A 14,208-nucleotide genomic window follows, 5' to 3' on the forward strand; every position below is an offset into this window, starting at 1 on the left:
CGCGAGGCGGGCTTGCGGTCGGCGAGCTGGACAAATTGCCGCGCGTGAGGATGCAGAGGCCGGCCGACGCGGGTCGGCTGGCGCGCTGGCTGTCAGATTTGGGGTGTTCTAGAAGAGCTGGAGCTGTGGTCGCGAGTGGCGACCTGCTCGACAGCGGGGGCTGGCGTCATCGGCGGGTGTAACCTGCTGCGCGTCGCAACGACCCGATAACCGCGACAGGCGCGGCTGATGGGCGGCACCTACCAAGGGTGGAAAGTACCCGGGGCTGGAGGTCGGGCTCGCCGCGTCGCAGGTGCGGTGAGCGGGAGCTCGGCGTGACCCGCTGGACAACAGCTCAAGGGTCACGCCGCCCTGCCCCGGCCCCTACTTCATGCCCGACATCGCCATGCCGCCGATGAAATGGCGCTGCGCGAAGAAGAAGACGAGGATGATCGGCGCCACCGTGATCAGCGAAGCCGTCATCATCAGCGGCCACTGGCCTGAATACTGCGTCTGGAAGAGCGCGAGGCCGACGGTCAGCGTCGTGCGCTCCATGTCTGACGGCAGGTAGATCAGCGCGTTGAACAGGTCATTCCACGAGAACATGAAGGCGAAGATCGCGAAGGCAGCCAGCGCCGGTTTCGCCAGCGGCAGGTAGATCGTGAAGAAAATCCGCGCCAGCGACGCCCCGTCGATGCGCGCCGCCTCGGCTAGCTCCAATGGAATGGTCAGAAAATACTGCCGCATCAGGAAGATGCCGAACGCTCCGCCGAGAAACCCCGGAAGGTAGAGTGGCGCCTGGGTGCCGTAGAGGCCGAGGTATTTGAAGATGATGAATTGCGGGATCGCCGTCACCTGCGCCGGCACCATCAGCGTGATCAGCAAGAGCACGAAGATCGCGTTGCGGAAGGGAAAGCGCACCACTGCGAAAATGAAGGCCGCCATCGAGCAGGTCAGCAGCTGCCCGAACGTGGTGAGCGCAGCGATCTTGAAGCTGTTCCAAAGCTGCAGATGCACCGGCATGATCTCGAACAGCCGCGGATAGTTCTCGACCGTCGGCGTCGCCGGGATGAGGCGCATGTCGTATTGCTCGGCGAGCGGCTTCAGCGAGGTGGAGATCATCCACACGAAGGGCCCGATCATGCAGAGCGCCCCGAGGGTGAGGAACGCGAAGGCGGCAATGTCGCCCCAGCGCTCGCGGCTGCGGCCAAGGGCGGTCATGCCACTCATGCCTGGGCTCCCCATTTCTTTTGCAGGCGGAAGTAGATGGCAGTCAGGCCAAGGATGATCAGCGTCAGCACCACGGCCTGCGCCGCCGCATCGCCCATGCGGAAGAAGCGGAAGCCGCTGCGATAGATCGAGAAGACCATCGTCGGCATGGTGGAGTTGCCGTTGCCCGTGCGGGTGAGGATGTAGATGTAATCGAAGGCCTGAAAGGCGTTGATCGTCGTCAGCACCGCCTGGAAGAAGATCGAGGGCGCAAGCGCGGGCAGCGTGATGAACCACAGGCGCTGCCACGGCTTGGCGCCGTCCATATGGGCGACCTCGTAGAAATCCTTCGGGATGGCCTGAAGCCCGGCGAGGAAGATAATCATGCCGCCGCCGATGGCGCCCCAGACATTGGCGATGGTGACGGAATAGAGCGCCACGTCGCGCGACAGCCAGCGTACCGGGTCACCGCCGAGCGCGGTGATCATCTCGTTGAGCGCGCCGTTGTCCTGCGCGTAGATCCATGTCCAGAGCAGGCCCACGGCGGTGGGGCTGGAGACGGTGGGCAGGAAGAAGGCGATGCGGAACAGCGAGATGCCCGGCAGCTTGCGGTTGAGGCCCAGCGCCACGAAGAGGCTGATGACGATGGTGAGCGGCACGTAGAGGCCGGCGAAGGCCAGCGTGTTCCAGAACGACTGGCTGAACAGCCTGTCACTCGGCAGGCCGGTGTAGTTGCTGATCCCCGCCGGCGTGGGCGGGGTCAGCAGGTCCCAGTCGACGAAGCTCAACCCGATCGATGCGAAGATCGAGCCGAAGGCGCCGACGATCAGGCCCAGCAGGGTGGGTGCCAGAAAGACCAGCACCCACACTCGCTCAAGACCGAGAGGTCTTAGATGGCCCATGCCGGTTTACCGGTTCCGGGCGAGGGCTTCGTCGCCATAGGCGACGGCTTCTTCGAGGGCGTAGTCGAGATCCTCGCCATCGTTCCAGGCGAGGCCCAGCGCGTCACCCACAGCGCCCGACCACTCCTCGTAGCCGCGGAAGGAGGGCTTGGGCGTCGCGTAATCCAGCGCGTCTACGAAGAGCTGGTGGTTCAGCTGAACCTCTTGTCCGAGATAGGCATCGCTGGAGGCCACGCTTTCCAGGATCGGCACCGAGAGACCGATCTCGGCGAGGGCCGACTGGCCGGCCTCGGAGATGGCGAATTGCACGAATTCCCAGGCCGCGTCAGGGTTGGGCGTGTCCTTCGAGATGACGAAGCCGGCCGAGTTCACCAGCGTCACGCGGCCCTCGGGGCCGGCGGGCACGGGCACGATGCCGAGGTTGAGGCCCGCCTCGCTGTATTCCGGCACCGACCAGTGGCCCGAGAAGCCCATGGCGGCGACGCCGGAGAGCAGCCCGTCCCAGCCGTATTGCGAGAGCTGCTGCTCGGTCGGCATCGACTTGTCGTCGAGCCAGAGCTCACGGATGAACTCGAAGCCCTCGACGGCGCCGTCGCTCAGAAGCAGGGTCTCGCCCGCCTCAGGGTCGACGATCTGGCCGCCGTGCGACAGGACGACCGGGCCCCAGAAGGGCTCCATGTCATAGACCTCGGCCCAGGCGCCCCACTGGTCGATGGTGCCGTCGCCGTCCTTGTCGATGGTCAGCTCGGCGGCGGTGCTGCGGAAGTCGTCCCATGACCAGTCGGCGGTCGGGTAGTCGACGCCAGCTTCGTCGAACATGTCCTTGTTGTAGAACAGAACGATGGTCTGGAAGTCGCGCGGCAGGCCGAAGAGGCCTTCGTCGGTCTTGTAGGCTTCGAGCGTGACGGGGAAGACACCGTCAAGCAGGCCCGGCTCGGCGTCGATATAGGGCTGCATGTTCAGCAGCACATCGCGCGACTGCCAGTCGGGGTAGAGCGGCGCATCCATGGCGAAGACATCGGGCGGCGTGCCGCCGGCGACCTGCACGCGCAGCTTCTCCCAATAGCCGTCCCAGTCGGCCACTTCGATGTTCACGTCGATATCGGGGTGCTCGGCCTCGAAGGCCTCGGCGATCTGCTCCCAGACTTCGCCCTCTTGCGGGCTGCCCCAGAGCGAGAAGGTGATTTGAGTGTCTTGCGCAGCGGCGCCGGTGGCGACGAGCGACAGCAGGAAGGTCGAGGAAAGTAGATGTTTCATATCAATGGATCCCTGTGGAAGGAGGATTTTCGGCGGGCGGGTCCGCGACCGGTGCCGCAGCTTGCAGGCCGAAGAGCCGTGCTGCGTTGTCGTGATAGATCGCGGAGAGAACGGGCTTCGGCAGGCCGAGCCCGTAGATCATCCACCGCCCCTGCCCGGGGACAGGCTCGGTGGAATAGGAGAAATACTCGTCGCGCGTCTCAAGGAAGCGCGCGTAAAGGCCCCAGGTCGCCGGGTCCGGCCCGGCATCGGTGCCAAAGAGGATGCGGCCCGAATGGCGCAGCATAAAGTCGCGGGCGCTGTAGGGCACGCGGCCGAGCTCACCGATGCGGGCGGAGAAATCGATGTAGAGGTTCGGGCACTCGTCCATCAGGGCGGAGACCCACGCGAGGTTTTCGGCATAGCAGGCGACATGCGCGCCGATGAAGGTCGTGCCCGGGTGGCGCTGCACGAGGCAGGCGAAAGCGTCGAGGATGGACAGGAAGGCCGGATAGGGCGGCGACGGGAAGGACCATTCTGGATGGGCGCCGAGTTCTTCGATGCGCTCGTTGGTGGGGCTGATGGGGTCAAAGAAGGCCACCGGGTCGGCCACATGCATCAGCACCGGCAGGCCCAGCTCGCCGGCGGTCTGCCAGATCGGGTCGAGGGCCGGGTCATCCACGCGGGCGAGCTTGCCCTCGTGGTCTTTCACGGTAAGCCCGAACGGCTTCCAGATCTTCAGCCCCTCGGCGCCGCGCGCCACCTGCGCCCGCAGCCGGGCCGCGGCGCGCTCGGGAAAGGCGGTGCCCTCCTCGCCCCAGAGCGCCCAGTCGACGCCGCCGAAGACGCGGTAGCGCTCGGGCGCCCGCTCTTTGTAGCGGCGCAGGCGATCATCGAGAATGTCCTCGCCCCAACCGCCATCGAGATCGACGTAGTGAACGCACCCCTGCCCCTCCAGCCGGTCGAAGAACTCCTCCGCCGGGCGGTCGGCCCAGTTGCCGCCGAACTGGCCGAGGTGGTTGTGCGCGTCGATGAAGGGCATCATCGGGCCGGAGAGCCGCGTCTCCAGGCGCACCACCGCGGGGCGGGGGCGAAATTCGGAGAGGCGCGGGTCCATCACAGGCGCAGCTCCGTCTCGGGGTCGAAGTAATGCGACAGGCCGGCGCGGGGGCGCAGGTGGATGTCGCTACCCCGCGCGATGGCGTGGCGCTCCTGCAGAACGGCGCGCAGCTCCACCCCGCCCGCATCGGCGATGACGAAATCCGTGGCGCCCGTGCGCTCCAGCCCCGTCACCTTGCCGGTGAGGACGCCCGGCCCCGGCTCGGCCACCCAGTCGAGATGCTCCGGCCGGATGCCCCATGTCACCGGGCCCGCGACCTCTGCATCGAGCGGCACGAGAGTGCTCGTGCCGACGCGGAGCTGGCCCGCTTCTGCCACGCCGGGCAGAAGGTTCATGGCGGGCGAGCCGATGAAGCCGGCGACGAAGACATTGCAGGGTGTATCGTAGAGCTCCAGCGGCGCTCCGATCTGCTCCAGCCTGCCACCGCGGAGCACGATGATCCGGTCGGCCATCGTCATCGCCTCGATCTGGTCATGCGTGACGAAGACGGATGTCGTGCCGAGCCGGTCATGCAGCGCGCGGATGTCGCTGCGCATCTGTACGCGCAGGGCGGCATCGAGGTTCGACAGCGGCTCGTCGAAAAGGAAAACGGCGGGCTGGCGCACGATGGCCCGGCCCATCGCCACCCGCTGCCTTTGCCCGCCCGAAAGCTGGCCGGGCAGCCGGTCGAGCAGCGCCTCGAGGCCCAGCATCTTGGCGGCCTCCTGCACGCGGCGCTCGATCTCGGGCTTGGTCTCGCCGTGAAGATACAGCGAGAAGCCCATGTTCTTGCGCACGCTCATATGCGGGTAGAGCGCGTAGTTCTGGAACACCATGGCAATGTTCCGCGCCTTGGGGGCGATGTCGTTCACCACCCGCCCCTCGATGCTGATCGTGCCGGAGGTGATCTCCTCCAGCCCGGCAATCATGCGCAGCAAGGTGGATTTGCCGCATCCCGACGGGCCGACGAGGGCGACGAACTCGCCGGACGCCACATCAAACCCCACATCGCTCATCACCTCCACGGTGCCGAAGGATTTGCGCAGGTTGTTTACCGCCAGTTGGCCCATCGGGTTGGCCCTCCGCTCAGCTATAGGCCGGGAGGAAATCGCCATGCGCCTCGATCAGCGCATCGCAAAGCTTGCGAATCTGGTCGGGCGCCAGCTCGGCGGCCGTGTGCGGGTCCATCAGCGCGGCGTGGTAGATATGCTCGCGCTTGCCCGTCAGCGCGGCGGCCACCGTCAGCTCCTGCACGTTGATCTGCCAGCGCATCACGGCGGCCAGCTGGATCGGCACGTTGCCCACGCGGATCGGCTGAATGCCGTTGCGGTCGACATGGCAGGGCACCTCCACCGCCGCCTGGGCGGGCAGGTTGGTGATGAGGCCGTTGTTGCGCAGGTTGCCGTAGATCAGGTGGTTCGTGCCGGTGACCATGCCGTGAATGATGGCGGCGGCGTATTCGTTGGATTGCTCCACCTCCAGCGGCGCGCTCTCATCCTCCAGCTCGTGCTTGAGCACCTTCCATTCGGCGATCTGCTCTTCGCAGCGGCGGATGTATTCATCGAGCGGCACCTGGTAGCGGTCGATCAGGTCGTCGCGGCCCGACTTGATGAACCAGGGCGTGTATTCGCTGAAATGCTCGGAGCTTTCGGTGACGAAATGGCCGAGGCTGCGCAGCACCTCGAAGCGCACCTTGTCGCCCTCGGGCGCGCGGCCCTCCTCGGCGATGGCTTTGAGGCGCGGATAGAGATCTTCATGGCCGCCGCCCGGCAGGCGCTTCTGGAACTTCGTGAAGAAGGCGACATGGTTGATGCCGGCCGAGGTGTAATCGATCTGGCCGATGTCTTCGCCCAGCACACGAGCCAGATGCTCAGAGGTTTCCTGAACCGAGTGGCAAAGGCCGACATAGGCGAGGTTCGGATAGGCCTCCTGCACGGCCCAGGAGATCATGGCCATCGGGTTGACGTAGTTCATCATCAGGGCGCCGGGGCAGAGCTCGTCCATGTCTTTCGCCACGTCGAGCACGACGGGGATCGTGCGCAGGGCGCGGAAGATGCCGCCGATGCCGAGCGTGTCGGCGATGGTCTGGCGCACGCCGAATTCCTTGGGGATCTCGAAGTCGATGACGGTCGAGGGCTTGTAGCCGCCGATCTGCATCATCAGCACCACGAAATCGGAGCCCTTGAGCGCCTCGCGCCGGTCGGTCGTGGCCGTGATGCTGAGGCCCTGCAGCTTGAGAGTGCTCGCGATGCGGCGCGCCATGATCTCGGAGGTGGATAGGCGCTCGGCATCGATGTCGAACAGCGCGATTTCGCTGTCGGCAAGCTCTGGGTTCGACAGCACGTCGCCGAGGATGTTCTGCGCGAAGACGGTCGAGCCCGCGCCGATGAAGGTGATCTTGGCCATGTTTAGTCCTGTTGGTTCAGCACCACGACTTTCGTCAGGTGCCGCGGGGTTTCGGTGTCGATGTCGCGGCTTAGCGCGACCTTCTCGCCAAGGAGTTGCAGCGCGGGCAGCACATGCAGGCAGCTCGCCGCGTCATCGGCGGCGGGCTTGCCGAGGCTGAGCGCGCCGGTGCCGCCGAAGCCGATGACGCGGGCGCCCTTGCCTTGCAGATCGGCCACGACAGCGGCCTCGTGCGTCGCCGTGGCGGCGCTGTAGAGCATGACGGCCAGCGTGCCCTCGTCGGTGAGCGAGATGGGGCCGTGGCGGAATTCCATCGGGTGAAAGCTCTGCGCGGGCAGGATGCTCATTTCCATGAGCTTCAACGCGCCCTCGCTGGCGATGCCGTAGAGCGGCCCCGCGCCAAGAAAGACGTGATGGGTGGTGCCGTCGATCAGCGCGGCCCCCTCGTCCAGCGCGGCGAGGATCGCCTCGCCCTCGGCCACGTCCTGCTCTGCGAGCGGCACGCCCAGCATCCGCAGGCCGCCCAGCAGCATCAGGCTGGCGGAGACGCTCATCACGATGCCCTCGCGGCCATCGGTCGGCAGGTAGACGGCGGTGTCCGCCGCGGTGAGGATCGTTGAGCCCTCCTCGCAGGAAATGGCCACGGTGGGCAGGCCGCGCTGGCGGGAGGCGTTGAGGGCGGCCACCGTCTCGGTCGTCGTGCCGGAGCGGGAGAGGCCGATGACGGTCGCGCCGGCGCTGTCGGGCAGGTAGGCCTCGGGGCGGTGCGTCCATTCGGCGCCGGGCACGGCGAGCGCGGAGAGGCCCCGCGTATTCGCGACGGCGGCGAGCGCCTGCGCGAGATAGTAGGATGTGCCGCAGCCGACGAACACGAGCGGCCCGGGCGGGGATGTCAGCGCGGGGACCGGCAGCGAGAGCGCCTCCCGCAGATACCTGAACTGGCCGCGAATGACCGTTTCGGTGAGTGATGTCATCTTGTGTCCTGATGCTTCTTTGACAGATGGGTCTGAATCGCGGCGCCGAGGCGCCCGGTGAAATCGGGGGTGACGGGCCAGCCGGCGCGCTTCGCCGCATCGATCAGCGCCCCGCCCACGGGCGGCAGGCCGCCTTGCTTCGGGGCGGATCCCATGTGCTCGGTCAGGGCCTGCGAGAAGACGGCATCGCGGAAGACGCTGCCGCCGGTGGCCCAGGGCGCGCCCTGCCCCAGCCCCGCTTGCCCCGCAGCGGCACGGGCGGCGGCGGCCAGTTCGGCGGCGGCCCCGGTAAGAAGCGTTTGCGCCTGCGCATCGCCCTCCGCCGCGAGGGCGGAGACGGTGCGGGCCACGTCGGCCACGCCGGCGCGGGGGCTGGGGTGCGTGTAGATCCAGTCGATCAGGCCCTCGGGCGGGATGCCCAGCGCAGAGGAGAGCGTGGCACCGAAGGGGCTGGCCGGGCGGCGGCCATCGGCCTCGTGCGAGAGGAGCTGCAGGGCGCGGCGGCCAATGTCATACGCCGAGCCTTCGTCGCCGATCAGCGGCCCGAAGCCCCCGGCGCGCGCGGTGCCGTTCGGGCCAACCGCCCAGGCCATCGAGCCGGTGCCGGCGAGGCAGAGGATGCCCTCCTGCCCCTGAAAGACGCCGCGATGGGCGATATCCACGTCGTTGAGCACGCGCGCGCCGCCGCCCAGCACCTCCGCCGCCACGGCGGATTGCATGCGGCTGATCTCGGCGAGCTCGGTGTGATAGGCCAGCCCCAGCGTCGCGGCCTCCACCTCGCCCGTCTGCGCGCGGATGGCGCTGAGCGCGGCGCGCAGCTCTGCCTCCGGCGCGGCGCTGCCGGTCGGGTCGAGCCCCGGGCCGGTGCTGGCGCGCACCACCTTCCCGTCGTGATCCACCGCGAGGGCGAGCGTCTTGGTGCCGCCGCTGTCGATGCCGAGGATCAGGCTCATGCCGGCAGCTCTGCCAGTTCCGTGGCGACGCCGATCGAGACGAGCCGCTCCTGCCATTCCGCATCAAGGCCGGTATCGCTGATCAGCGCCATGCCGCTGCTCATCTCGGCAACGAAATGGGTGAGGTAGCTGCCGAACTTCGACGCATCGGCGAGGATCACCGCCTGCTCCGAGCGCTCCAGCGTCAGCGCGTTCAGCTGCGCCTCCTGCGGGTGAGCGGTGTAGATGCACCCGTCGCTGCCGAGCGCGCCCATGCCGAGGAAGACCTGATCGAAATGCAGGCGCCCGACCATGGCCTCGGCCAGCGGGCCGACCATGGAGGCATTCTCGGCCCGCATCGCGCCGCCGATGAGCGTGAGCTCAACATCGTCGGTCGCCATCAGCACCTGCGCGACGGGCAGGCAATTGGTGAAGATCTTCAGCGGCATCGGCGAAAGGCGGATGAGCCGGGCGAGCTGCAGAACGGTCGTGCCGGCATCGAGAAAGACGGAGGTGCGCGGGCGCAGGCGCTGGTAGGCCGCCTCGCTGATGGCGCGCTTCTCTTCCAGCCGGATCCGCTCGCGCATCTCGAAGCCGATCTCCGCCCCCGTCTCTTCCGCGATGCGGGCCGAGCCGTGGCTGCGCTCGATCAGGCCCTTGGCTTCCAGCTCGATCAGGTCGCGCCGCACCGTCGGCTCCGAGGCGTTCACCGCCTCGGCAATCTCGGCGATCGTCATCTGCCCCTTGGCGAAGAGCAGCTGTCGGATGGACGAGGCGCGTTCGAGCTTCATGGAAGGTCCCGTGGTCGATTTCGATCTTGCATGACCAGCATGCATGGGCTTAACGATCAGAGTCAATCGCATTTTTGATCGTTAATGATCATATCGCCCAGGAGGCCCCGATGGCGCGCACATATTTTCACGAGCTCATGGAGCGTCAGGCCGCCGGCGAGGCGCGCGGCATCCCCTCGATCTGCTCGGCCCATCCGCTGGTGCTGGAGGCCACGCTGGCCCATGCCGCCGCGGGCTCAGGCCCGGTGCTGATCGAGGCGACCTGCAACCAGGTGAACCAGGAGGGCGGCTATACGGGCATGACGCCGGAGGCCTTCCGCGACTTCGTGCTCGGCATCGCAGAGCGGGTGGGCTTCGACCCGGCGCGCCTTATCCTTGGCGGCGACCACCTCGGCCCCAACCCCTGGCGCCACCTGCCAGCGAGCGAGGCGATGGAGAAGGCCGTCGCCATGGTCGCCGCCTACACGAGCGCCGGCTTCACCAAGATCCACCTCGACGCAAGCATGAGCTGCGCGGATGACCCCGTTCCTCTGCCCGAAGCCACGATGGCCGAGCGCGCCGCCCGGCTCGCGGCGGCCGCCGAACGCGTGGGTGCCTCCCCTGCCCCCGTCTATGTCATCGGCACCGAGGTGCCGGTGCCGGGCGGCGCGACGGAGCATGTCGATACGCTGGAGGTGACGACGCCCCAAGACGCGCGCGCCACCACCCGCGACGCCGCCCGGGCCTTCGAGAAAGCCGGCGTCGGCGACGCCTTCGGCCGGGCCATCGCCCTCGTCGTGCAGCCGGGGGTGGAGTTCGGGCATGACAACGTCATCGGCTACGACCCCGAAGCCGCAAGGAAACTGGTCGCCGCGCGCGCCGATCTGGGCCTCCTCTTCGAGGCGCATTCCACCGATTACCAGCCGCCGGAGGCGCTGGCCGCGCTGGTGCGGGACGGCTTCGCCATCCTCAAGGTCGGCCCGTGGCTCACCTTCGCCCTTCGCGAAGCGCTCTACTCGCTCGACGCCATCGCGATGGATCTCTTCGGCGAAAGTGACCTCCGCGCCGGGATGGAGGCCCTGATGCTGGAGAGCCCCGGCCATTGGCAGCGCTACTATCCGGGCGACGCGGGCGAGCAGAAGCTGCTGCGCCACTTCAGCTATTCCGACCGCATCCGTTACTACTGGGGAGAGTCCGAGGCGCAGCGGCTGGTGGCTGCCCTGCTGGAGCGCTTCGGCGACCGGTCCGTGCCGGAGACGCTGATCTCGCAATATCTCGCGCCGCTCTGGCCCGAGGTGGTGAGCGGCGCACTTGCTTCCGATGCCCACTCGCTGCTGCTCGGCTCGGTCACGCGCGTGCTCAGGATCTACGAGGCCGCCTGCAACCCGGAGTGCTGACAGAGCACGGGTGGCTGTGCGGGCCAGCAGTTTGCCACCCGCCCCCGCGCCCTCTGCCCTCAGCCGGAGAACTCTTCGCGGCGCAGCCCGTGCTTCTGCATCTTGTCGTAGAGCGTCTTCCGCGACAGACCTAGGGCCTCGTAGGTTTTTTTCACGCTGCCGTTCTGGGCAGCCAGGGTTGCCGCGATGATGTCGCGCTCGATGCGGTCCATGCGTTCCGGAAGGGTCTGCCCGCTCGCAGCCTCTGTCGGTCTCTCAGTCTCCAACCCCAGCACGAAGAGCTCCGCCGCGTTGCGCAGCTCGCGCATGTTGCCGGCCCAGGTGCGGTTGCCCAGCTCGATGAGCTGCTCGGGCGTGATCGGTGGTTCGGGCTTCTTGAAGCGGCGCGCGGCGTCGGTGACGAAGCGCTGAAACAGCCGTGGCAGGTCTTCGGGCCGGTCGGAGAGCGCCGGCAGGCGGATCGTGACGGGGTTGATGCGGTAGAGCAGATCGTCCCTGAACTCGCCGGCGGCGACCAGCGGCTCTAGGGGCGAGCGGCTGGAGGCGATGAAGCGAGCCTCAAGCGGCACGGGCTCGGAGGCGCCCAAGGGCACGACCGCGCGGTCTTCGATGACACGCAGCAGCTTGGCCTGCAGCGAAAGGGGGGCCGATCCGATTTCGTCGAGGAAGATGGTGCCGCCGCGCCCATGTTCGAGCCGACCGATGCGGGCGCGGTTGGCGCCGGGAAAGGCGCCCGAGACATAGCCGAAGAGCTCGTTCTCGATCTGCGCCTCGGGCAGGGCCGTGAGGTTGATGGTGACGAACGGCCCCTCGCGCTCCTGCCCGCCCCTGCTGTGGATCGCACGGGCGACATGTTCCTTGCCGGTGCCCGTCGCACCGACGATCAGCACATCGATATCGCTCCTGGCGATGGTTTCGACCTTCTGGCGAAGCTCGACGATCGGGGCGGATTGCCCGAGGATCAGGTTTTCGAGCGACGAGTCGACCGTTGCCGTCTCGCGCAGGTCGCGCAGCTCCAGCACCATCCTGCGGTGCTCGATGCCGCGCTCGATGGCGCTGGTCAGCCGGTCGCTGGCGAAGGGCTTTTCGATGAAATCGAAAGCGCCCTTGCCGAGCGCCTCGACAGCGAGCGGCACGTCGCCATGGCCGGTGATCATGACGACGGGGATCGTCATGTCAATCTGAAGAACCGCCTCCAGCAGCTGTAAACCGTCCATCCCGGGCATCTTGATGTCGGAGATGACGACGCCGGCGAAATTGGGGCCGATCCGTTCGACGGCGCGCTCGCCGCGCGCGAAGGCCAGCACGTCGTGCCCTGCCAGTTCGAGGGTCTGGCTCAGCGACAGGCGGATATCCTCGTCGTCGTCCACCAGGATGATGTCAGGATCGCTCATGCGGGGCCCGGCTCCGCTTTGGACAGACGCAGTGTGACCGTCACCCGCGCGCCGCCTTCGGGGCGTGTTTCGGCAACCATCGTGCCGCCGAAGTCGCGCACGATGTTGTAGCAGATGGACAGGCCCAGCCCGAGGCCGCGCCCGACCTCCTTGGTGGTGAAGAACGGGTCGAAGATCCGGTCGGCGACCTCGTCGGGGATGCCGGTGCCGTTGTCTTCGACGATCATCTGGGCGGTCATCCCATTTGAGACCATGCGGACGTTGATCGCCGGCTCACGATCTTCGGGGACGGCATCGATGGCATTGCCGATCAGGTTCATGGCCACATGCTGCAGGCGCACCTCGCCGCCCAGAACCACAAGGCCCCGCTCGCCCTGCCGGTCGATCCGGGTCTCCGAGCGCTCGATCCGGCCGGAGAGGAGGTTGAGCGCCTCGTCGATCACGGCGTCGATCTCGACAGGGTGCACCTCGTTGTCGGACTTGCGGGCGAAGCGGTTCAGGCGCTTCGACAGCTGCGCCATGCGCTCGGTCAGGCGCAGCACCCGGTCGAGGTTCTGGGTGGCCTGCGCCTTCTTGCCCGCCTCGTGGAAGGCGACGGCGTTTTCGACATAAGTGCGGATGGCCGTCAGCGGCTGGTTGAACTCATGGCTCAGCGCCGCCGACATCTGCCCGAGCGCCGCGAGTTTGCCGGCCTGGACCAGCTCGTGCTGGGTCTGGCGCAGGTTCGTCTCGGCGGCGCGGCGGTCTCTCACCTCTGTCTCCAGAGCGACGGTCCGGGCGGCGACCCGACGCTCCAGCTCCCGCTCGGCCCGCTCGCGTTCGTTCAGCCGCTCGATCAGGCGGCGGCGGCGCCCGAGCGCGAGAGCGCTCATGGCCAGGGCCGCGAGGAAGAGGGAGAAGGCCACCAGGCTCCACGTCAGGGCCGAGCTTCGCGCCGGCGCCGTGTCGTAGAGCAAGTGCAGTGTCCAGGGGTTCTGGGTCAGCGGTTCGGTCAGATGCAGATAGGTGCGCGCCTGCCCGCCCTCTTTGGACGGCCCGCGCACCAGTGGCCGCTCCGGTCCCCAGCTGCCCGCAGCGACGATGGGCGCGCGGTCGATCCCTTCCAGATCAAAGCGACGGGTTCGCGTGATCTCATCCGCGGCGTCCGGCGTGAGGGCGCCGAGGGACGACAGCCGCAGCTCTTCGACGTTGGAGATGATGACCACGCCGGTCTGATCGGTGACGAACAGGCTGAAGGGGCTGTTCGCGAGGGCCAGCTCCAGCGGGTCGATGGAGATCTTCACCACGGCGACGCCGACAACCTCGGCGCCGTTGCGCACCGGGGCCGACAGGTAGTAGCCGCGCAGGCCCGACGTGGTGCCAAGGGCGAACAGGCGCCCCGCCTCACCCTCCATCGCCTCCTGAAAATAGGGGCGGTAGGAGAAGTTCTGGCCGACGAAGCTGATGTCCGTCTCGGCATTGGAGGCGGCGACCGTCGTTCCATCGGGCGCCATCAGGTAGATGTCGGAGGTCTGGGTATAGTCCTTCCACACCTCCAGCTCGCGGTTCAGCCAGCCCAGATCGGCGGCATCCGCCTCGCTGGCCATGACGTCGATCACCCGGGGGTCGCGGGCCAGAAGATAGGGCAAGGGCGCGAAGTGCGAGAACCAGTCGTCCACCAGATCGGCCGAACTGGTTGTGGCCGTGCGGGCGCGCTGGGTGGCCTGATCCTGAAAGAAGCTGAGCAGGAAGGTCAGCACCAGAAAGCCAATCGCCGCGGCGACGACAGTCAGTATCGTCAGCGTGCGCCAGGCCGGCCAGCGGCGGCCCCGCCGCACCTTCGCAGCCCCTCGCGCGGCAGTGCCGTTGCGGGGCGGATTGAAGGCGCCGGTGGCTGTTTCCTCGGTCATGACCTGTTGTCGCGCTTTGCT

Annotated in this window: 12 protein-coding genes; 1 reads left to right on the forward strand and 11 read right to left on the reverse strand. The window is 67.4% G+C overall.

From position 1 onward, the window contains the following. Positions 1–363: 363 nt before the first annotated feature. Genes ACXN5S_RS07035 through ACXN5S_RS07075 form a run of 9 tightly spaced genes read right to left on the reverse strand, consistent with a single transcriptional unit; the run spans position 364 to position 9,528 of the window. The gene (locus tag ACXN5S_RS07035) at positions 364–1,209 is read right to left on the reverse strand and encodes a carbohydrate ABC transporter permease (protein ID WP_458604693.1); all 846 of its coding nucleotides are present in this window, start codon (positions 1,207–1,209) and stop codon (positions 364–366) included. After that, the gene (locus tag ACXN5S_RS07040; protein ID WP_458604694.1) at positions 1,206–2,051 is read right to left on the reverse strand and encodes a carbohydrate ABC transporter permease; all 846 of its coding nucleotides are present in this window, start codon (positions 2,049–2,051) and stop codon (positions 1,206–1,208) included. The genes ACXN5S_RS07035 and ACXN5S_RS07040 overlap by 4 nt, the downstream gene beginning before the upstream one ends. Positions 2,052–2,096: 45 nt before the next feature. After that, positions 2,097–3,347, reverse strand: coding sequence for an ABC transporter substrate-binding protein (locus ACXN5S_RS07045; RefSeq protein ID WP_458604695.1), 1,251 nt, complete (start codon positions 3,345–3,347; stop codon positions 2,097–2,099). Between the two features lies 1 nt (position 3,348). Further along, complete coding sequence (locus ACXN5S_RS07050) at positions 3,349–4,443, reverse strand: amidohydrolase family protein (RefSeq protein WP_458604796.1); 1,095 nt, start codon at positions 4,441–4,443, stop codon at positions 3,349–3,351. Continuing rightward, on the reverse strand, positions 4,443–5,540 hold the full coding sequence (locus ACXN5S_RS07055; protein WP_458604696.1) for an ABC transporter ATP-binding protein: 1,098 nt from the start codon (positions 5,538–5,540) through the stop codon (positions 4,443–4,445). The genes ACXN5S_RS07050 and ACXN5S_RS07055 overlap by 1 nt, the downstream gene beginning before the upstream one ends. After that, positions 5,512–6,831 (reverse strand): alpha-galactosidase, encoded by a 1,320-nt coding sequence (melA, locus tag ACXN5S_RS07060; RefSeq protein WP_458604697.1) that lies wholly within the window; start codon positions 6,829–6,831, stop codon positions 5,512–5,514. The genes ACXN5S_RS07055 and melA overlap by 29 nt, the downstream gene beginning before the upstream one ends. Positions 6,832–6,833: 2 nt before the next feature. Beyond that, positions 6,834–7,805: an SIS domain-containing protein gene (locus tag ACXN5S_RS07065; RefSeq protein WP_458604698.1), complete on the reverse strand. Its 972-nt coding sequence runs from the start codon at positions 7,803–7,805 to the stop codon at positions 6,834–6,836. Continuing rightward, complete coding sequence (locus ACXN5S_RS07070) at positions 7,802–8,758, reverse strand: N-acetylglucosamine kinase (protein WP_458604699.1); 957 nt, start codon at positions 8,756–8,758, stop codon at positions 7,802–7,804. Before ACXN5S_RS07070 ends, ACXN5S_RS07065 begins: the two co-directional genes overlap by 4 nt. Continuing rightward, complete coding sequence (locus ACXN5S_RS07075; RefSeq protein ID WP_458604700.1) at positions 8,755–9,528, reverse strand: DeoR/GlpR family DNA-binding transcription regulator; 774 nt, start codon at positions 9,526–9,528, stop codon at positions 8,755–8,757. The genes ACXN5S_RS07070 and ACXN5S_RS07075 overlap by 4 nt, the downstream gene beginning before the upstream one ends. 110 nt (positions 9,529–9,638) lie before the next feature. Between ACXN5S_RS07075 and ACXN5S_RS07080 the strand changes: the two genes are divergently transcribed. Beyond that, positions 9,639–10,904 carry a D-tagatose-bisphosphate aldolase, class II, non-catalytic subunit gene (locus ACXN5S_RS07080; protein WP_458604701.1) on the forward strand — a complete coding sequence of 422 codons (1,266 nt, stop codon included), beginning with the start codon at positions 9,639–9,641 and terminating at the stop codon, positions 10,902–10,904. Positions 10,905–10,963: 59 nt separating this feature from the next. On the opposite strand, the gene ACXN5S_RS07085 is transcribed toward ACXN5S_RS07080, so the two are convergent. Both ACXN5S_RS07085 and ACXN5S_RS07090 read right to left on the reverse strand, forming a co-directional pair. Further along, on the reverse strand, positions 10,964–12,298 hold the full coding sequence (locus ACXN5S_RS07085) for a sigma-54-dependent transcriptional regulator (RefSeq protein WP_458604702.1): 1,335 nt from the start codon (positions 12,296–12,298) through the stop codon (positions 10,964–10,966). Then, positions 12,295–14,187, reverse strand: coding sequence for a sensor histidine kinase (locus ACXN5S_RS07090; RefSeq protein WP_458604703.1), 1,893 nt, complete (start codon positions 14,185–14,187; stop codon positions 12,295–12,297). The genes ACXN5S_RS07085 and ACXN5S_RS07090 overlap by 4 nt, the downstream gene beginning before the upstream one ends. Positions 14,188–14,208 lie beyond the last annotated feature (21 nt).

It is taken from the genome of Pseudoroseicyclus sp. H15 (assembly GCF_054353345.1).